This is a genomic window from Mycobacterium sp. E3251 (assembly GCF_001666835.1).
In the GTDB taxonomy this organism is placed as follows: domain Bacteria; phylum Actinomycetota; class Actinomycetes; order Mycobacteriales; family Mycobacteriaceae; genus Mycobacterium.
In genome coordinates, this window is sequence record NZ_LZJF01000034.1 from 67,895 (window position 1) to 81,959 (window position 14,065).

Annotated in this window: 13 protein-coding genes; 9 read left to right on the forward strand and 4 right to left on the reverse strand. The window is 67.8% G+C overall.

Annotation, left to right across the window (positions count from 1 at the left end; translation table 11 throughout):
• Nucleotides 1-49: 49 nt before the first annotated feature.
• The gene (gene orn, locus A5697_RS04585) at nucleotides 50-697 is read right to left on the reverse strand and encodes an oligoribonuclease (RefSeq protein WP_067947069.1); all 648 of its coding nucleotides are present in this window, start codon (nucleotides 695-697) and stop codon (nucleotides 50-52) included.
• A gap of 122 nt (nucleotides 698-819) precedes the next feature.
• On the opposite strand from orn, the gene A5697_RS04590 reads away from it, so the two are divergent.
• Nucleotides 820-2,385 (forward strand): helicase HerA-like domain-containing protein, encoded by a 1,566-nt coding sequence (locus A5697_RS04590; RefSeq protein WP_067947067.1) that lies wholly within the window; start codon nucleotides 820-822, stop codon nucleotides 2,383-2,385.
• A gap of 2 nt (nucleotides 2,386-2,387) precedes the next feature.
• Here the strand turns inward: A5697_RS04590 and cmrA are convergent, their stop codons facing one another.
• On the reverse strand, nucleotides 2,388-3,194 hold the full coding sequence (gene cmrA / locus A5697_RS04595; RefSeq protein WP_067947064.1) for a mycolate reductase: 807 nt from the start codon (nucleotides 3,192-3,194) through the stop codon (nucleotides 2,388-2,390).
• Between the two features lie 130 nt (nucleotides 3,195-3,324).
• Here cmrA and A5697_RS04600 point away from each other — a divergent pair, with 130 nt between their 5' ends.
• Nucleotides 3,325-4,665, forward strand: a complete 1,341-nt coding sequence (locus A5697_RS04600; protein ID WP_067947061.1) for an MFS transporter — start codon at nucleotides 3,325-3,327, stop codon at nucleotides 4,663-4,665.
• A gap of 5 nt (nucleotides 4,666-4,670) precedes the next feature.
• Here the strand turns inward: A5697_RS04600 and A5697_RS04605 are convergent, their stop codons facing one another.
• Both A5697_RS04605 and A5697_RS04610 read right to left on the reverse strand, forming a co-directional pair.
• The gene (locus A5697_RS04605; RefSeq protein WP_082953237.1) at nucleotides 4,671-5,459 is read right to left on the reverse strand and encodes an MmpS family transport accessory protein; all 789 of its coding nucleotides are present in this window, start codon (nucleotides 5,457-5,459) and stop codon (nucleotides 4,671-4,673) included.
• Nucleotides 5,460-5,523: 64 nt separating this feature from the next.
• Nucleotides 5,524-6,183 carry a TetR/AcrR family transcriptional regulator gene (locus tag A5697_RS04610; protein WP_082953238.1) on the reverse strand — a complete coding sequence of 220 codons (660 nt, stop codon included), beginning with the start codon at nucleotides 6,181-6,183 and terminating at the stop codon, nucleotides 5,524-5,526.
• Between the two features lie 193 nt (nucleotides 6,184-6,376).
• Here A5697_RS04610 and A5697_RS04615 point away from each other — a divergent pair, with 193 nt between their 5' ends.
• From A5697_RS04615 to A5697_RS04645, 7 genes are read left to right on the forward strand one after another with little or no spacing between them, the layout of a single operon-like run.
• Nucleotides 6,377-7,123 carry a CoA transferase subunit A gene (locus tag A5697_RS04615; protein WP_068008398.1) on the forward strand — a complete coding sequence of 249 codons (747 nt, stop codon included), beginning with the start codon at nucleotides 6,377-6,379 and terminating at the stop codon, nucleotides 7,121-7,123.
• Complete coding sequence (locus tag A5697_RS04620) at nucleotides 7,123-7,773, forward strand: 3-oxoacid CoA-transferase subunit B (protein ID WP_067947055.1); 651 nt, start codon at nucleotides 7,123-7,125, stop codon at nucleotides 7,771-7,773. Before A5697_RS04615 ends, A5697_RS04620 begins: the two co-directional genes overlap by 1 nt.
• An 11-nt stretch (nucleotides 7,774-7,784) precedes the next feature.
• Entirely contained in the window at nucleotides 7,785-9,356 is a 1,572-nt protein-coding gene (locus A5697_RS04625) for a carboxyl transferase domain-containing protein (RefSeq protein ID WP_067947053.1), read from the forward strand.
• Nucleotides 9,357-9,361: 5 nt separating this feature from the next.
• Complete coding sequence (locus A5697_RS04630) at nucleotides 9,362-11,371, forward strand: acetyl/propionyl/methylcrotonyl-CoA carboxylase subunit alpha (RefSeq protein WP_068008476.1); 2,010 nt, start codon at nucleotides 9,362-9,364, stop codon at nucleotides 11,369-11,371.
• Nucleotides 11,368-12,534 carry an acyl-CoA dehydrogenase family protein gene (locus A5697_RS04635; RefSeq protein WP_068008401.1) on the forward strand — a complete coding sequence of 389 codons (1,167 nt, stop codon included), beginning with the start codon at nucleotides 11,368-11,370 and terminating at the stop codon, nucleotides 12,532-12,534. Before A5697_RS04630 ends, A5697_RS04635 begins: the two co-directional genes overlap by 4 nt.
• Nucleotides 12,535-12,586: 52 nt before the next feature.
• Nucleotides 12,587-13,084, forward strand: a complete 498-nt coding sequence (locus A5697_RS04640) for a MaoC family dehydratase (protein WP_068008403.1) — start codon at nucleotides 12,587-12,589, stop codon at nucleotides 13,082-13,084.
• On the forward strand, nucleotides 13,081-13,902 hold the full coding sequence (locus tag A5697_RS04645; RefSeq protein ID WP_068008405.1) for a CoA ester lyase: 822 nt from the start codon (nucleotides 13,081-13,083) through the stop codon (nucleotides 13,900-13,902). Before A5697_RS04640 ends, A5697_RS04645 begins: the two co-directional genes overlap by 4 nt.
• Nucleotides 13,903-14,065: the final 163 nt, after the last annotated feature.

A 14,065-nucleotide genomic window follows, 5' to 3' on the forward strand; every position in this document is an offset into this window, starting at 1 on the left:
CCGCGAGCCGATCCACCGATAGCGGGGAAACGAGCGGCGACGTTCGATACTAACCGCTCGGTGGCTCGGGGGCCGAATCGATTGGTCCCGGTGTGCCCGTTTGGCCGTCCAAATCGGCGACCACGGCCTCGATCTCGCTGGTAGACGGCCCCGGCGGGGCGACGAAGGCCGTCCGGCGGTAGAACTTCAGCTCGCGGATCGATTCGTGAATGTCGGCCAGCGCACGGTGAGCGAGCCCCTTGACCGGCTGACCGAAGTAAATCCGCGGGTACCAGCGTCGGCAGAGCTCCTTGATCGAGCTCACGTCGATCATCCGGTAGTGCAGGAACGCGTCCAGCGCGGGCATGTCGCGCGCGATGAACGCGCGGTCGGTGGCGATGGAATTGCCCGCCAGCGGCGCCGTCTTGGGTTGCTTGACGTGCTTGCCGACGTAATCGAGCACCATGGCCTCGGCGGTCGCCAGGTCGACGGTGGACGCCCGTACCTCATCGATCAACCCTGAACGCGAGTGCATTTCGGTGACGACCTCGATCATCGAGGACAGCGCCGCGTCGTCGGCGTGGATCACCACGTCGACGCCATCGCCCAGAATGTTCAAATCGGCGTCGGTGACCAGGGCCGCGATCTCGATCAACTTGTCCGAGCCGAGGTCAAGCCCGGTCATCTCGCAATCGATCCACACCAACTCGTCTCGCACAGCGCTCACATTAGGCCCAAGTGGCGCTCACGTCGTCCGTCGCCCCCAACTCCGCCGGAGAAGTAGTGTGAGCGTTGCCGGACCGCATGCCGAACCACTGGAGAACAGGGGGGCGCAGCACGATGAGCACCGAATCAGCGGAGACACCCGCACGCCGGATCGCCGACGGCTATGCCGTCGACGGTCAGGCACTCGAATTGGGCACGGTCGTCGTCGACGGCGCTGTCGACCCGACGGCACAGATCCGCATCCCGCTCTCCACGATCAACCGGCACGGTCTGGTGGCCGGCGCGACCGGAACCGGAAAAACCAAGACGCTGCAGTTGATCGCCGAACAACTCAGCGCGGCGGGCGTTGCGGTGATGATGGCCGACGTCAAGGGCGACCTCTCGGGCCTGGCCAAGCCGGGTGAGGGCAACGACAAGACGGCCGCCCGGGCCAAAGACACCGGCGACGACTGGGTGGCGACCGGGTTCCCCGTCGAGTTCCTGTCGCTGGGCACTGGCGGGGTGGGCGTGCCGGTGCGCGCGACCGTCGCCAGCTTCGGTCCGGTTCTGCTGTCGAAAGTGTTGGGGCTCAACGCCACTCAAGAGTCGACGCTGGGACTGATTTTTCACTGGGCCAGGGAGAACAATCGTCCGCTGGTGACGCTGGACGATCTGCGGGGCGTCATCAGCCACCTGGCCAGCGACGAGGGAAAGACCGACCTGAAAGACCTCGGCGGGGTGTCGTCGACCACGGCGGGCGTCATCCTGCGGGCACTGGTGAACCTCGGCGGCGAGGGCGGGGACACGTTCTTCGGCGAGCCGAAGCTTGACCCCAACGATCTGCTGCGCGTCGACGGGCAGGGCCGCGGCGTCATTTCGTTGCTGGAGTTCAGCGGTCAGTCGTTGCGCCCTGTGATTTTCTCCACCTTCCTGATGTGGCTGCTGACCGATCTGTTCGCGGTGCTGCCGGAGGTCGGTGACGTCGACAAGCCCAAGCTGGTCTTCTTCTTCGACGAGGCCCACCTGTTGTTCGCCGATGCCTCCAAGGCCTTCCTCGATCAGGTCGAACAGACCGTCAAGCTGATCCGCTCCAAGGGTGTGGGGGTGTTCTTCTGCACCCAGCTACCCACCGACGTGCCCAACGACGTGCTCTCCCAGCTGGGCGCGCGCATCCAGCACGCGCTGCGGGCGTTCACCCCGGACGATCAGAAGGCGCTCAGCAAGACCGTCCGCACCTACCCGAAAACCGATGTGTACGACCTGGAGTCGGCGTTGACGTCGCTGGGAATCGGTGAGGCCGTCGTCACCGTGCTGTCGGAGAAGGGCGCGCCGACACCCGTCGCGTGGACGCGGATGCGGGTGCCTCGGTCGCTGATGGCGTCGATCGGCGACAAAGAGATCGCGCAAGCGGCGAAAGACAGTCCACTGCAGGCGAAGTACGGCCAGACGGTTCAGCCGCCGGCGCGGCCTCAGCCCGGCCCGCAAGCCCAGCCGGCGCCGCAGCCGCCGCAGGCCCAGTCCGAGTACCCGCCAGTGCCGGCGAACGAGCCGGTGCCGCCGATGCCGGAGCCGGCGGAGCCCAAAGGGCCCGGCTTGCTGGAGAGGCTGTGGCACGATCGGGAAGTGCAAAGTGCGGTGAACACCGGGATCCGCGAACTCATCAGAGTCAAGTTCGGCAACGGCCGTCGGCGGCGGAAGTAAGGCTAGCTGCCGCCCAGCTTCTTGTAGAAGCTGCCCACGATCGGCGCGACGATCGCGCGCGGAGCGTAACCGCTCGCCACCGACATCGCCTTGGACGTCAGGCCCGGTACGACCCGCATCTTGTTGCGCGCCAACGCATCCAGTGACACCTGGGCGGTGTGTTCGGTGGAGATCCACAGGAAGTCGGGCACCAGCCGCTCGACCAGCGACCGTTCGGCGTCGTCGGGAAGGTCGGTGCGTACGGGCCCCGGTGCGAGCAGCGTGACGTGCACCCCCGAGTGGCGCAGTTCACCGCGCAGCGATTCGCTGAAGGTGTTCGCGAACGCCTTGGTGGCCGCATAGGTTGCGTTGTAGGGAATCGGCGAATTGCCTGCCGCCGAACCGGAAATGAGAATGCCGCCGGCCTTGCGCTCGACCATGCCGGGCAGCACCGCCAACGTAAGGTCGTGCACGCCCAGCACATTCAGCTGCAGCTGGGCCTTTTCGGTCGCCGGGTCCAGCGTCGCCACCGGGCCGAAGGTCGCGGTTCCGGCGTTGGCGCACAGGATGGAGATGGGTCGGGCGGCCAGTTCGTCGCACAGTTTCGCCCGTTCCCCTGGGTCGGCCAGGTCGGCGGGCCGCACCTCGACCGCGACGCGGTACTTGTCGCTCAGGCGGGCGGCCAGCTCGTTGAGCAGGTCTTCGCGTCGCGCGGTGACGATCAGGCTGTGTCCGCGCGCGGCCAGTTCGGTGGCCAGCGCTTCGCCGATGTTCTGCGAAGCTCCGGTCACCACGGCACGCGCGTCTGGGCTGGGCGCGGGGATCGGCATGAGCCAATCGTAGACAGGCGCCGCGGCGCAGCCGGGCGCGGCGGGTCGGCTGCGAAACACATCGCAGCGATCGCGAGCGCGGCGCAGCCGGGCGCGGCGGGTCGGCTGCGAAACACATAGAGTGCCGGGCATGGGCCAGCCGTCGTCGGGTTCGCTCACGCCCACACCATCCCGGGTGGTGGCGTGGGCGCTCTGGGACTGCGGCTCCACCGGCCTGAACGCGATCGTTGCGACCTTCGTCTTCTCCGTGTATCTGACCAGCAGTGTGGGGGTGGGCTTATCCGGCGGCACCACGCCGGCGAGCTGGTTGGGTCGTGCGGCGGCAATTGCCGGTTTGACCGTCGCGCTGCTCGCCCCGGCCGTCGGCGTCTGGGTGGAGTCCCCGCATCGCAGGCGGGTGGCCCTGAGCGTGTTGACGGCTCTGGCCGTCGCGCTGACATGCGGGATGTTCTTCATCCATGACCGCCCCGGCTACCTATGGGCGGGGCTGGTGCTGATGGGTGCGACCGCGGCGTGCGGCGATCTGGCCAGCGTCCCGTATAACGCGATGCTGCGCCAACTTTCGACGCCGCTTACCGCCGGCCGGATTTCCGGGTTGGGCTGGGCGGCCGGTTACGTCGGCAGCGTCCTGCTCCTGCTCCTGGTCTACACCGGATTCATTTCCGGGAAAGGCTCCGGACCAAATGCGACGCGCGGGCTGTTCCGGACGCCTCTGCACGACGGCCTCTACGTCCGGGAGGCAATGCTGGTGGCGGCGGCATGGCTGGCGATTTTTGCTCTGCCATTGCTGTTGGTCGCGCACCGGCTTCCCGACTCGACCGAGGTGCACGAGCCGACGAGCATGCTCGGCGGCTATCGCAAGCTCATTACCGAGGTCGTCGCCGAGTGGCGGCGCGACCGCAACCTGGTCTACTTCCTGTTCGCCAGCGCGCTTTTCCGGGATGGGCTGGCGGCGATCTTCGCCTTCGGCGCCGTGCTCGGCGTCAACGTGTACGGCATCTCCCAGGGCGACGTGCTGATCTTCGGTGTGGTGGCCAGCGTGGTGGCGGCGGTGGGCGCGGTGCTGGGTGGATTCGTCGATCACCGCGTCGGGTCGAAACCCGTCATCGTGGCGTCGCTGGCCGCGATCGTCGTCCTGGGGCTCACCCTGATGCTGCTGTCCGGCTCGGTGGCCTTTTGGATTTGTGGGCTACTGCTGTGCCTGTTCATCGGGCCGTCGCAGTCGTCTTCGCGTGCGCTGCTGCTGCAGATGGCGAAGCACGGCAGGGAGGGCGTCGCGTTCGGCCTGTACACCATGACCGGGCGGGCGGTGGCCTTCGTCGCGCCGTGGTTGTTCTCCGTCTTCGTGGACGTATTCGGCGCCGTGCGCGCCGGTTTGGGCGGCATCTCGCTGGTGCTGATCGCGGGGCTGCTGGCCATGCTGGCCGTCCGGGTGCCGGCACGTGGTGCCCTCGCGGCCGAACCGTCCTGAAGCGCTTAGCCCCGGGCGTCGCAGATGGTCAGGCCCACGCCGACACGCTTGCTCATCTGAGCGCCGTTGACGGTGACCGAGCAGGTGACGTTATGACCGATGTTGACGATCGTGACGTTGGCCGGATGCGCCGCCGACTTGGCGAGGCTGACCTCTTTGGTCCACGGCAGCTCGACATTGAATTCGGTTTGGATCAGGCCCCCGGTGTCGATGTACATGATGCTGATCGCGCGACCCTCGCCGGCCACGCTGTAGACGATGTCCTGCATCGCGGCCGGGCCGGTCGACTCGGTGGGTGTCGGCAGTCCGCCGGTGGGGGGCACCGGGGCCGGGAGGCGCGGCGTTGACGTGCGTGTCGACGGGCTCGGCATCGGGGGAGTCGTCTCAGGCATGGCGGGCAGGGGCGGGACGGCGGTCTGGGTCTTGATCGCGTTGTTCACCAGCACCAGAGCGATGACCAACGCGACCACCAGCAGCACGGCCGCACCGGCGACGACCCATAGCCACCGCGGTGGAGGCTTCGGGCCTTCGGGCGGCGGGGGAGCCGAGCCTTGCTGCTGCAGCTGGCCCGACGGAGGAAGCTCCTGCTGCCAGTACGCGGGCAGCTGCTTGGTCGTGTTGGTGTCGTTCATCCCGGGCGCCCACGGCGGCGGTTGCTCGCCATAGGCCGGCGCATAGCGCGCCTGATCGGCGTACGCCGGGTCGACGGGCGGCGGGTACCAGGCGCGCTGCTGGCCCGATCCCGGCAAAGAGTCAGTGAACCGTTCGGTGGGACGTGAATCGTTCATGTCCACCTCATAGTTTGCAAGAGTACCTGCGCCGGGCGCTCGGACGGCGAATCACCTCATGGGCGCCGACTCACGGGCACTCGTTCCCGGCGGCAAGGGCCGCGACCGTCATCGCGCGCATCACCGCGCGGGAACGCGCGAAGCGGGCGGGCTTGCCCCGTGAGGCGTCGGGGGATTTCATGCTGTGGGGCGTCGAATTCAGCAAGCCGAAAACCGCGTGGGCGGTCAGCCGCGCATCGGCCTCGGCGAGGTCGGGATTGAGCTCGCGCAGCACGCCGACCCAGACCTCAACGTATTGGCGCTGGGCCTTGCGTACCTGCTTCTCAGCTGCCTTGGGCAGGTGCGCGAGGTCGCGGTCCTGGATGCGGATCAGGTCCGGTTCGCCCAGCACGAAGTCCAGGTGAAAGTCGATCAGACCGTCGAGCGTCGCGGCCGGGTCGTCGGGGTGGCGGGCCCGCACGTCGCGGGCGCCGGCGAGCAGTCGGGCGCTGATGCCCACCAGCAACTCGACCAGCAGCGACTCCTTGTTGGGAAAGTGCCGGTAGATCGCCGGGCCGCTGACGCCGGCGGCGGCGCCGATGTCTTCCAGCCGCACGGCGAGAAAGCCGCGTTCGGCGAACAGTCGTTCGGCGGCCGACAGCAGCTGCAGGCGCCGGTCGGATTTCAACTGGCTGCGCCGATTTGGGGTATCTGGGGGGCCGGATTGGCCGTCGGAGGTGGACGTTGTCATGACGAACCCCCGTCCAGTTTGGTTAATCGCCACTAACTTAGCACGAGTTATTCGCGATTAACCTGCGGTAACGGACGGCGGCCGCCGGTGCCGTCGTCGCTGGACCAGCGGGATCGACGATGGTATTGTCGCCGTGAGTTAATGAAGATTAACTCAAAACGCCCCGCCCGACGGCAAGGAGGCTGCTGCGGCGATGGACAAGGTGGTGGCGACGGCCGCTGAGGCGGTTGCCGACATAACCGACGGGTCGTCCCTGGCGGTCGGGGGCTTCGGGTTCTGCGGCATCCCCGAGGATTTGATCGCCGCGCTGGTGGACGCCGGGGTGCGTGACTTGGAGACGGTGTCCAACAACTGCGGCGGGAACGGTGTCGGGTTGGTGCACCTGTTGGTGCACAAGCGGATCCGCCGGGCCGTCGCCTCCTACGTCGGTGACAACAAGGAGTTCGCCCGCCAGTTCCTCGCCGGTGAACTCGAGGTGGAGCTCACCCCGCAGGGCACTTTGGCGGAGCGGCTGCGCGCGGGCGGGATGGGAATCCCGGCCTTCTATACCGCGGCGGGGGTCGGAACACCGGTTGCCGACGGCGGATTGCCGTGGCGCTATGACGCCTCCGGTGCGGTGGCGGTGACGTCGCCGCCGAAAGAGACCCGCGAGTTCGACGGTGTCACCTACGTTCTGGAGCGGGCGATCCGCACCGACTTCGCGCTGGTGCACGCCTGGAAGGGCGACCGGCACGGCAACCTGGTCTACCGCGAATCCGCGGCCAACTTCAACCCGGACTGCGCGCAGGCCGGGACGATCACCATCGCCGAGGTGGAACACCTCGTCGAGCCTGGAGAGATCGACCCCGCGGCGGTGCACACCCCCGGCGTCTTCGTGCAGCGGATCGTGCACGTGCCCGACCCGACGAAGCCGATCGAGAAGGTGACGGTGCGGGGCTGATGCCTTGGAGTCGAGAGGGTTTGGCCGCGCGGGTGGCCGCCGAATTGGAGGACGGCCAATACGTCAACCTCGGCATTGGGATGCCCACCCTGGTCCCCAACCACATCCCTGCCGGCGTCACCGTGGTCGTGCATTCGGAGAACGGCATCTTGGGGGTGGGACCCTATCCCCGTCCCCAGGACGTCGACGCGGACCTGATCAACGCAGGCAAGGAGACGGTCACCACGTTGCCGGGCGCGGCCTTCTTCGGTTCTTCCACCTCGTTCGGGATCATTCGCGGTGGACACCTGGACGTCGCCGTGCTTGGGGCGATGCAGGTTTCGGCCACCGGTGATCTCGCCAACTGGATGATCCCCGGGAAGATGGTCAAGGGCATGGGCGGTGCGATGGACCTGGTCCACGGCGCCCGCAAGGTGATCGCGATGATGGAGCACACCGCGCGCGACGGCAGTCCGAAAATCGTTGAGCGGTGCGCGCTTCCGCTGACGGGGGTGGGCTGTGTCGACCGTATCATCACCGACCTGGCCGTCATCGATGTCCGTGACGACGGTTTGCACCTGGTCGAGACGGCGCCGGGCGTCTCGACCGACGAGGTGATCGACAAGACCGAACCGCCGCTTGTGCCGGCGACAACCGGGAGGCATTCGTGAGTTCATCCGTGATGACCGCGCCATCGTTCGCCGATGAGCACCGCCGGCTGGTCGGTGAGTTGAACGCCAGGCTGGCGGCCGCCGCACTGGGCGGCAATGAGCGCGCGCGGGAGCGCCACGTCAGCCGCGGCAAGCTGCTGCCGCGCGAACGGGTGGATCGACTGCTGGATCCGGGCAGCCCGTTCTTGGAGCTCGCCCCACTCGCCGCCAACGGCATGTACGACGACGAGTCTCCGGGCGCCGGGATCATCACCGGGATCGGCCGGGTGTCGGGGCGCGAGTGTGTGATCGTCGCCAACGACGCCACGGTCAAGGGCGGCACCTACTACCCGATGACGGTCAAAAAGCACCTGCGCGCACAGGAAGTCGCGCTGCAGAATCGCTTGCCCTGCATCTACCTGGTGGACTCCGGCGGCGCGTTCCTGCCGCGCCAGGACGAGGTGTTTCCCGACCGCGAGCACTTCGGCCGGATCTTTTACAACCAGGCGACCATGAGCGCCAAAGAAATCCCACAGGTCGCCGCCGTCCTCGGATCGTGCACGGCGGGCGGCGCCTATGTGCCGGCCATGAGCGACGAGGCCGTGATCGTCCGCGAACAGGGGACCATCTTTCTCGGCGGCCCGCCGCTGGTGAAGGCTGCGACCGGCGAGATCGTCTCGGCCGAAGACCTCGGCGGCGGCGACCTGCACTCGCGGGTCTCCGGGGTCACCGACCACCTTGCCGACGACGACGAGCACGCGCTGCGGATCGTGCGCGCAATCGTGGCCACGTTCGGTCCGCGCGAGCCCAGCCAATGGGACGTGCTGCCGTCGGTCGAGCCCAAGCACACACAAACCGGGCTCTACGACGTCGTGCCGCCGGATCCGCGCGTGCCGTACGACGTGCACGAGGTCATCCTGCGGCTGGTCGACGGCAGCGAATTCAGCGAATTCAAGGCCAACTACGGCAAGACACTGGTGACCGCCTTCGCGCGCATTCACGGGCATCCCGTCGGCATCGTCGCCAACAACGGCGTGCTGTTCAGCGAATCCGCTTTGAAGGGAGCCCATTTCATCGAGCTGTGCGACAAGCGCAAGATCCCGCTGCTGTTTCTGCAGAACATCGCCGGGTTCATGGTCGGCCGCGACTACGAGGCAGGCGGCATCGCCAAGCACGGCGCCAAGATGGTGACCGCGGTGGCCTGTGCACGGGTGCCCAAGCTGACCGTCGTGATCGGCGGATCGTATGGGGCGGGCAACTATTCGATGTGCGGACGGGCGTACTCCCCGCGCTTCCTGTGGATGTGGCCCAATGCGCGCATCTCGGTCATGGGTGGCGAGCAGGCCGCCTCGGTGCTGGCCACGGTGCGCGGTGAGCAACTCGCGGCTTCGGGCAAACCGTGGCCGCCGGACGAGGAAGAAGCGTTCAAAGCGCCCATCCGTGCACAATACGAGGACCAGGGCAACCCGTACTATTCGACCGCGCGCCTCTGGGACGACGGCATCATCGACCCCGCTGACACCAGAACGGTTGTTGGGCTTGCGCTTTCGGTATGCGCCCACGCCCCGTTGGAGCCGGTCTCCTACGGCGTCTTCCGGATGTGATGACGATGTTTGAAACCGTATTGGTGGCCAACCGCGGCGAGATCGCGGTCCGGGTGATGCGGACCCTGCGCCGGCTGGGTATCCGGTCCGTGGCGGTGTACAGCGACCCCGACGCGAACGCCCGTCATGTCCTGGAGGCCGACACGGCCGTCCGACTGGGTCCCGCCGCCGCCCGCGAGAGCTACCTCGACATCGGCAAGGTGCTCGATGCGGCGGAACGCACCGGGGCTCAGGCGATCCATCCCGGCTACGGATTCCTCTCGGAGAACGCCGAATTCGCCGCCGCCTGCGAGCGTGCCGGCGTGGTGTTCCTCGGCCCGCCGGCACGGGCGATCCAGGTGATGGGCGACAAGATCACCGCCAAGAACGCGGTCGCCGCCTTCGACGTGCCGGTGGTCCCCGGTGTGGCCAAGCCCGGGCTGAGCGACGACGAATTGGTCGCGGCCGCCGAAGAAGTCGGATATCCAGTGCTGATCAAGCCGTCGGCGGGCGGTGGCGGCAAGGGCATGCGGCTGGTGGACGACCCGAGCCGGCTGCGCGATGCCCTGCGGGGCGCCCGGCGGGAGGCGGCGTCGTCCTTCGGTGACGACACCTTGTTCCTCGAGCGATTCGTCTTGCGCCCCAGGCATATCGAAGTGCAGGTGCTCGCCGACACCCACGGCAATGTGGTGCACCTCGGCGAGCGCGAGTGCAGCCTGCAACGGCGCCACCAGAAGGTGATCGAGGAGGCGCCCTCGCCGTTGCTCGACCCGGAGACCCGCGCCCGCATCGGGGCGGCGGCCTGCAACACCGCCCGCAGTGTCGATTACGTCGGCGCGGGGACGGTGGAGTTCATCGTGTCCGCCGACCGGCCGGACGAGTTCTTCTTCATGGAGATGAACACCCGGCTCCAGGTGGAGCACCCGGTCACCGAGGCGGTTACCGGCCTGGATCTGGTGGAGTGGCAACTCCGGGTGGCCGCGGGCGAGAAGCTGGGGTTTGCGCAGGACGACATCGAACTGCGGGGCCACGCGATCGAGGCCCGGGTGTACGCCGAGGATCCCGCGCGGGGATTCCTCCCCACCGGCGGTCGGGTCCTGCACGTTGCCGAACCCTCGGGCGCCGGCGTGCGGGTGGACTCGTCGCTGCTGGCGGGCACGCTGGTCGGCAGTGACTACGACCCGATGTTGAGCAAGGTGATCGCCCACGGGGAGGACCGCGACGAGGCGCTGGCGAGACTCGACGGGGCACTGGCGCGGACCGCAATCCTGGGTGTGCAGACCAACATCGAGTTCCTCCGGTTCCTGCTCGCCGACGAGCGAGTGCGAGCTGGTGACCTGGACACGGCGCTGCTGGACGAGCGGGTGGCGGACTTCGCGCCGCTGCCGGCGCCCGACGACGTACTCGCCGCCGGCGGCCTCTTTCGCCAGTGGGCGCTGGACCGTCGTGCCGCGGGCAACCCGTGGGCGGCGCCGACCGGATGGCGGGTCGGAGGCGCGCCGGCCCCCGTCCGCACCGAAATGCAGACGCCGCTGCGCAGTGAGACCGTGTCGGTATGGGGACCACCGAGCGACGCCCGGGTGCAGGTCGGTGGTGCGGGTGAGATCTTCACGGCGAGCGCGCAAGTGGACGGTGCGAGGCTGGACGTCACGTTGGCCGGGGTGCGCCGCGAATACCGATGGGCGGAGGCGGACCGTCACCTCTGGATTGCCGACGAGCGGGGAGCGTGGCACCTGCGCGAAGCCGAGGAGCACAAGATCCACCGCGCGGCCGGTACGCAACAGGCCGAGATCCTCAGCCCGATGCCCGGCAGTGTGATCGCGGTCCAGGCCGCTTCGGGCGCCGACGTAGCCGAGGGCGACGTGGTGGTGGTCGTGGAGGCCATGAAGATGGAACACTCGCTCTCCGCGCCGGTTTCGGGACGAGTGGAGCTCTTGGTGTCCGTCGGCGATCAGGTCACCGTTGACCAGGTGCTGGCCCGGCTGGTTCCCGAAGAGCCCGAAGCAGCAGCCGATTCGAGTAAGGACGAAACATGACTACATCGATCACCGCGGGAACTCTGCCCAAGGAATACCAAGATCTTCGTGGCACGGTGGCCGAGTTCGCGCGCACCGTGGTCGCCCCCGTATCGGCCAAACACGATGAAGAGCACAGCTTCCCGTACGAGGTCGTCGCCAAGATGGGCGAGATGGGTTTGTTCGGCCTGCCGTTCCCGGAAGAGTACGGCGGTATGGGCGGTGACTACTTCGCGCTGTCGCTGGCACTCGAGGAACTCGGCAAGGTCGACCAGTCGGTGGCGATCACGCTGGAGGCCGGCGTCAGCCTGGGCGCAATGCCGATCTACCGCTTCGGCTCCGAGGAACAGAAAGCCAACTGGCTGCCGGACCTGACGGCCGGCCGGGCGCTGGCCGCCTTCGGGCTGACCGAGCCGGGCGCCGGCTCCGATGCGGGCGCCACCCGGACCACGGCCCGGCTCGACGGCGGCGAGTGGGTGATCAACGGCAGCAAGCAGTTCATCACCAACTCCGGTACCGACATCACGAAGCTGGTCACCGTCACCGCGGTCACCGGCACCGTCGCGGACGGGAAGAAGGAAATCTCGACGATCGTCGTGCCCAGCGGCACAGCGGGATTCACCGTCGAACCGGTCTACAGCAAGGTCGGCTGGAACGCCTCGGACACCCACCCGTTGAGCTTCGCCGACGCCCGCGTGCCGGAGGAGAACCTGCTGGGCCCCCGCGGCACCGGCTACGCAAACTTCCTGTCCATCCTGGACGAGGGCCGCATCGCGATCGCCGCGCTGGCGACCGGTGCCGCCCAGGGCTGTGTCGACGAGAGCGTCAAGTACGCCAAGGAACGCCAGTCGTTCGGCCAGCCGATCGGGTCCTACCAGGCGATCAGCTTCAAGATCGCGCGGATGGAGGCACGCGCTCACGTCGCCCGCACGGCGTATTACGACGCGGCCGCAAAGATGTTGGCCGGCAAGCCATTCAAGAAGGAGGCGGCCATCGCGAAGATGATCTCGTCGGAAGCGGCCATGGACAACGCGCGTGACGCCACCCAGATCCACGGCGGGTATGGCTTCATGAACGAGTATCCCGTGGCGCGTCACTATCGCGACAGCAAGATCCTCGAAATCGGTGAGGGGACCACGGAGGTGCAGCTGATGCTCATCGCGCGATCGCTGGGGCTGTCGTGAGCCGCGCTGGTGACGATGATGCCGGCGTAGCCGGGATCGAGGAGTGGCGCCCATGACCGAAGGCAAATCAATCATCCAGCGCGGCCTGTGGTTCGAGGAATTTGAGATCGGCACAACGTACCTACACCGGCCCGGCCGTACCATCACCGAGGCCGACAACGTCTTGTTCACCACGCTGACCATGAACACCCAGTCGCTGCACCTGGATGCGGCGTGGGCCGCCGAGCAGCCCGGCTTTCGGGGCGAGCGGCTGGTGAATTCGATGTTCACCCTGTCCACCCTCGTGGGGTTGTCCGTCTCGCAGCTGACGCTGGGCACTATCGTGGCCAACCTCGGATTCTCCGAGGTCTCGTTCCCCAAGCCGGTCTTCCACGGGGACACGCTCTACGCGGAGACCGTGTGCACCGCTAAGCGCGAGTCGAAGAGCCGGCCCGGCGAAGGGATCGTCACCCTCGAGCACACCGGGCGCAACCAGCACGGCGACGTAGTGGCACGGGCCGTCCGCACAACTCTGGTCCAGAAACGCCCCAGCGACGAGGAGCCCGCGTGAACCTGCAAGCCGCCGGCCCGGCCTGGCTGTTCTGCCCTGCGGACCGCCCCGAGCGGTTCGCGAAGGCCGCCGCCGCGGCCGACGTGGTGATCCTCGACCTCGAGGACGGCGTGGCCGAGGCGGACAAACCCGCCGCGCGCAAGGCGCTGCAGGCGACCCCGCTGAATCCCGAGCGCACCGTGGTGCGGGTCAACGCGGCCGGCACCGAAGAGCACGGCCGCGACCTGGAAGCGCTGGCCGAGACCCCCTACACGGCGGTGATGCTCTCCAAGACGGAATCGGCCGCCCAGGTCTCCGCGCTGGCGCCACGTGACGTCATCGCGCTGATCGAGACTCCGCGCGGCGCGGTGTTCAGCACCGAGATAGCGGCCGCGGAGGGGACCGTCGCGCTGATGTGGGGCGCCGAGGATCTGGTTGCCGCGCTCGGCGGCAGCTCCAGCCGCTTGGCCGACGGCACCTACCGCGACTTCGCCCGCCACGTCCGGTCCACGGTCCTGCTCGCGGCGTCCACCTTCGGCCGGGTCGCGCTCGACGCGGTGCATTTGAACATCCGCGACATCGACGGATTACGGGCGGAAGCCGACGACGCCGTCGCGGTGGGTTTCCACGGGACGGTCTGCATCCACCCGACCCAGGTCCCGGTCGTGCGCGACGCCTACCGCCCCAGCGCCGAGAAAGTCGACTGGGCGCGAAGGGTATTGGAGGCGGCGCGGTCCGAGCGCGGCGTCTTCGCGTTCGAGGGACAGATGGTGGACTCGCCGGTGCTCAAGCATGCGGAGATGCTGGTGCGCCGGGCGGAGCAGTCCGCCACCGCGTGAAACTTCCCGAAAGCGGCATCACCCGCGCTGTCGAAATCGCAGTCTTACATTGGTCGCAAGCACCGGCCGGCTTCCGTTCGACCCGTTGCGCCGCTCGGCGCGACACGTGCGCGATCACCGCGGTCTGTTCTCTTTCGAGCGCATAATGGTGAGTACGCCAGTG

What these genes read in the sequence shown, in the direction of transcription:
- A5697_RS04590 (WP_067947067.1), top strand. Translation starts at nt 820, where the DNA reads ATGAGCACCGAATCAGCGGAGACACCCGCACGCCGGATCGCCGACGGC.
- cmrA (WP_067947064.1), bottom strand. Translation starts at nt 3,194, where the DNA reads ATGCCGATCCCCGCGCCCAGCCCAGACGCGCGTGCCGTGGTGACCGGA.
- A5697_RS04600 (WP_067947061.1), top strand. Translation starts at nt 3,325, where the DNA reads ATGGGCCAGCCGTCGTCGGGTTCGCTCACGCCCACACCATCCCGGGTG.
- A5697_RS04610 (WP_082953238.1), bottom strand. Translation starts at nt 6,183, where the DNA reads ATGACAACGTCCACCTCCGACGGCCAATCCGGCCCCCCAGATACCCCA.
- A5697_RS04615 (WP_068008398.1), top strand. Translation starts at nt 6,377, where the DNA reads ATGGACAAGGTGGTGGCGACGGCCGCTGAGGCGGTTGCCGACATAACC.
- A5697_RS04620 (WP_067947055.1), top strand. Translation starts at nt 7,123, where the DNA reads ATGCCTTGGAGTCGAGAGGGTTTGGCCGCGCGGGTGGCCGCCGAATTG.
- A5697_RS04625 (WP_067947053.1), top strand. Translation starts at nt 7,785, where the DNA reads ATGACCGCGCCATCGTTCGCCGATGAGCACCGCCGGCTGGTCGGTGAG.
- A5697_RS04630 (WP_068008476.1), top strand. Translation starts at nt 9,362, where the DNA reads ATGTTTGAAACCGTATTGGTGGCCAACCGCGGCGAGATCGCGGTCCGG.
- A5697_RS04635 (WP_068008401.1), top strand. Translation starts at nt 11,368, where the DNA reads ATGACTACATCGATCACCGCGGGAACTCTGCCCAAGGAATACCAAGAT.
- A5697_RS04640 (WP_068008403.1), top strand. Translation starts at nt 12,587, where the DNA reads ATGACCGAAGGCAAATCAATCATCCAGCGCGGCCTGTGGTTCGAGGAA.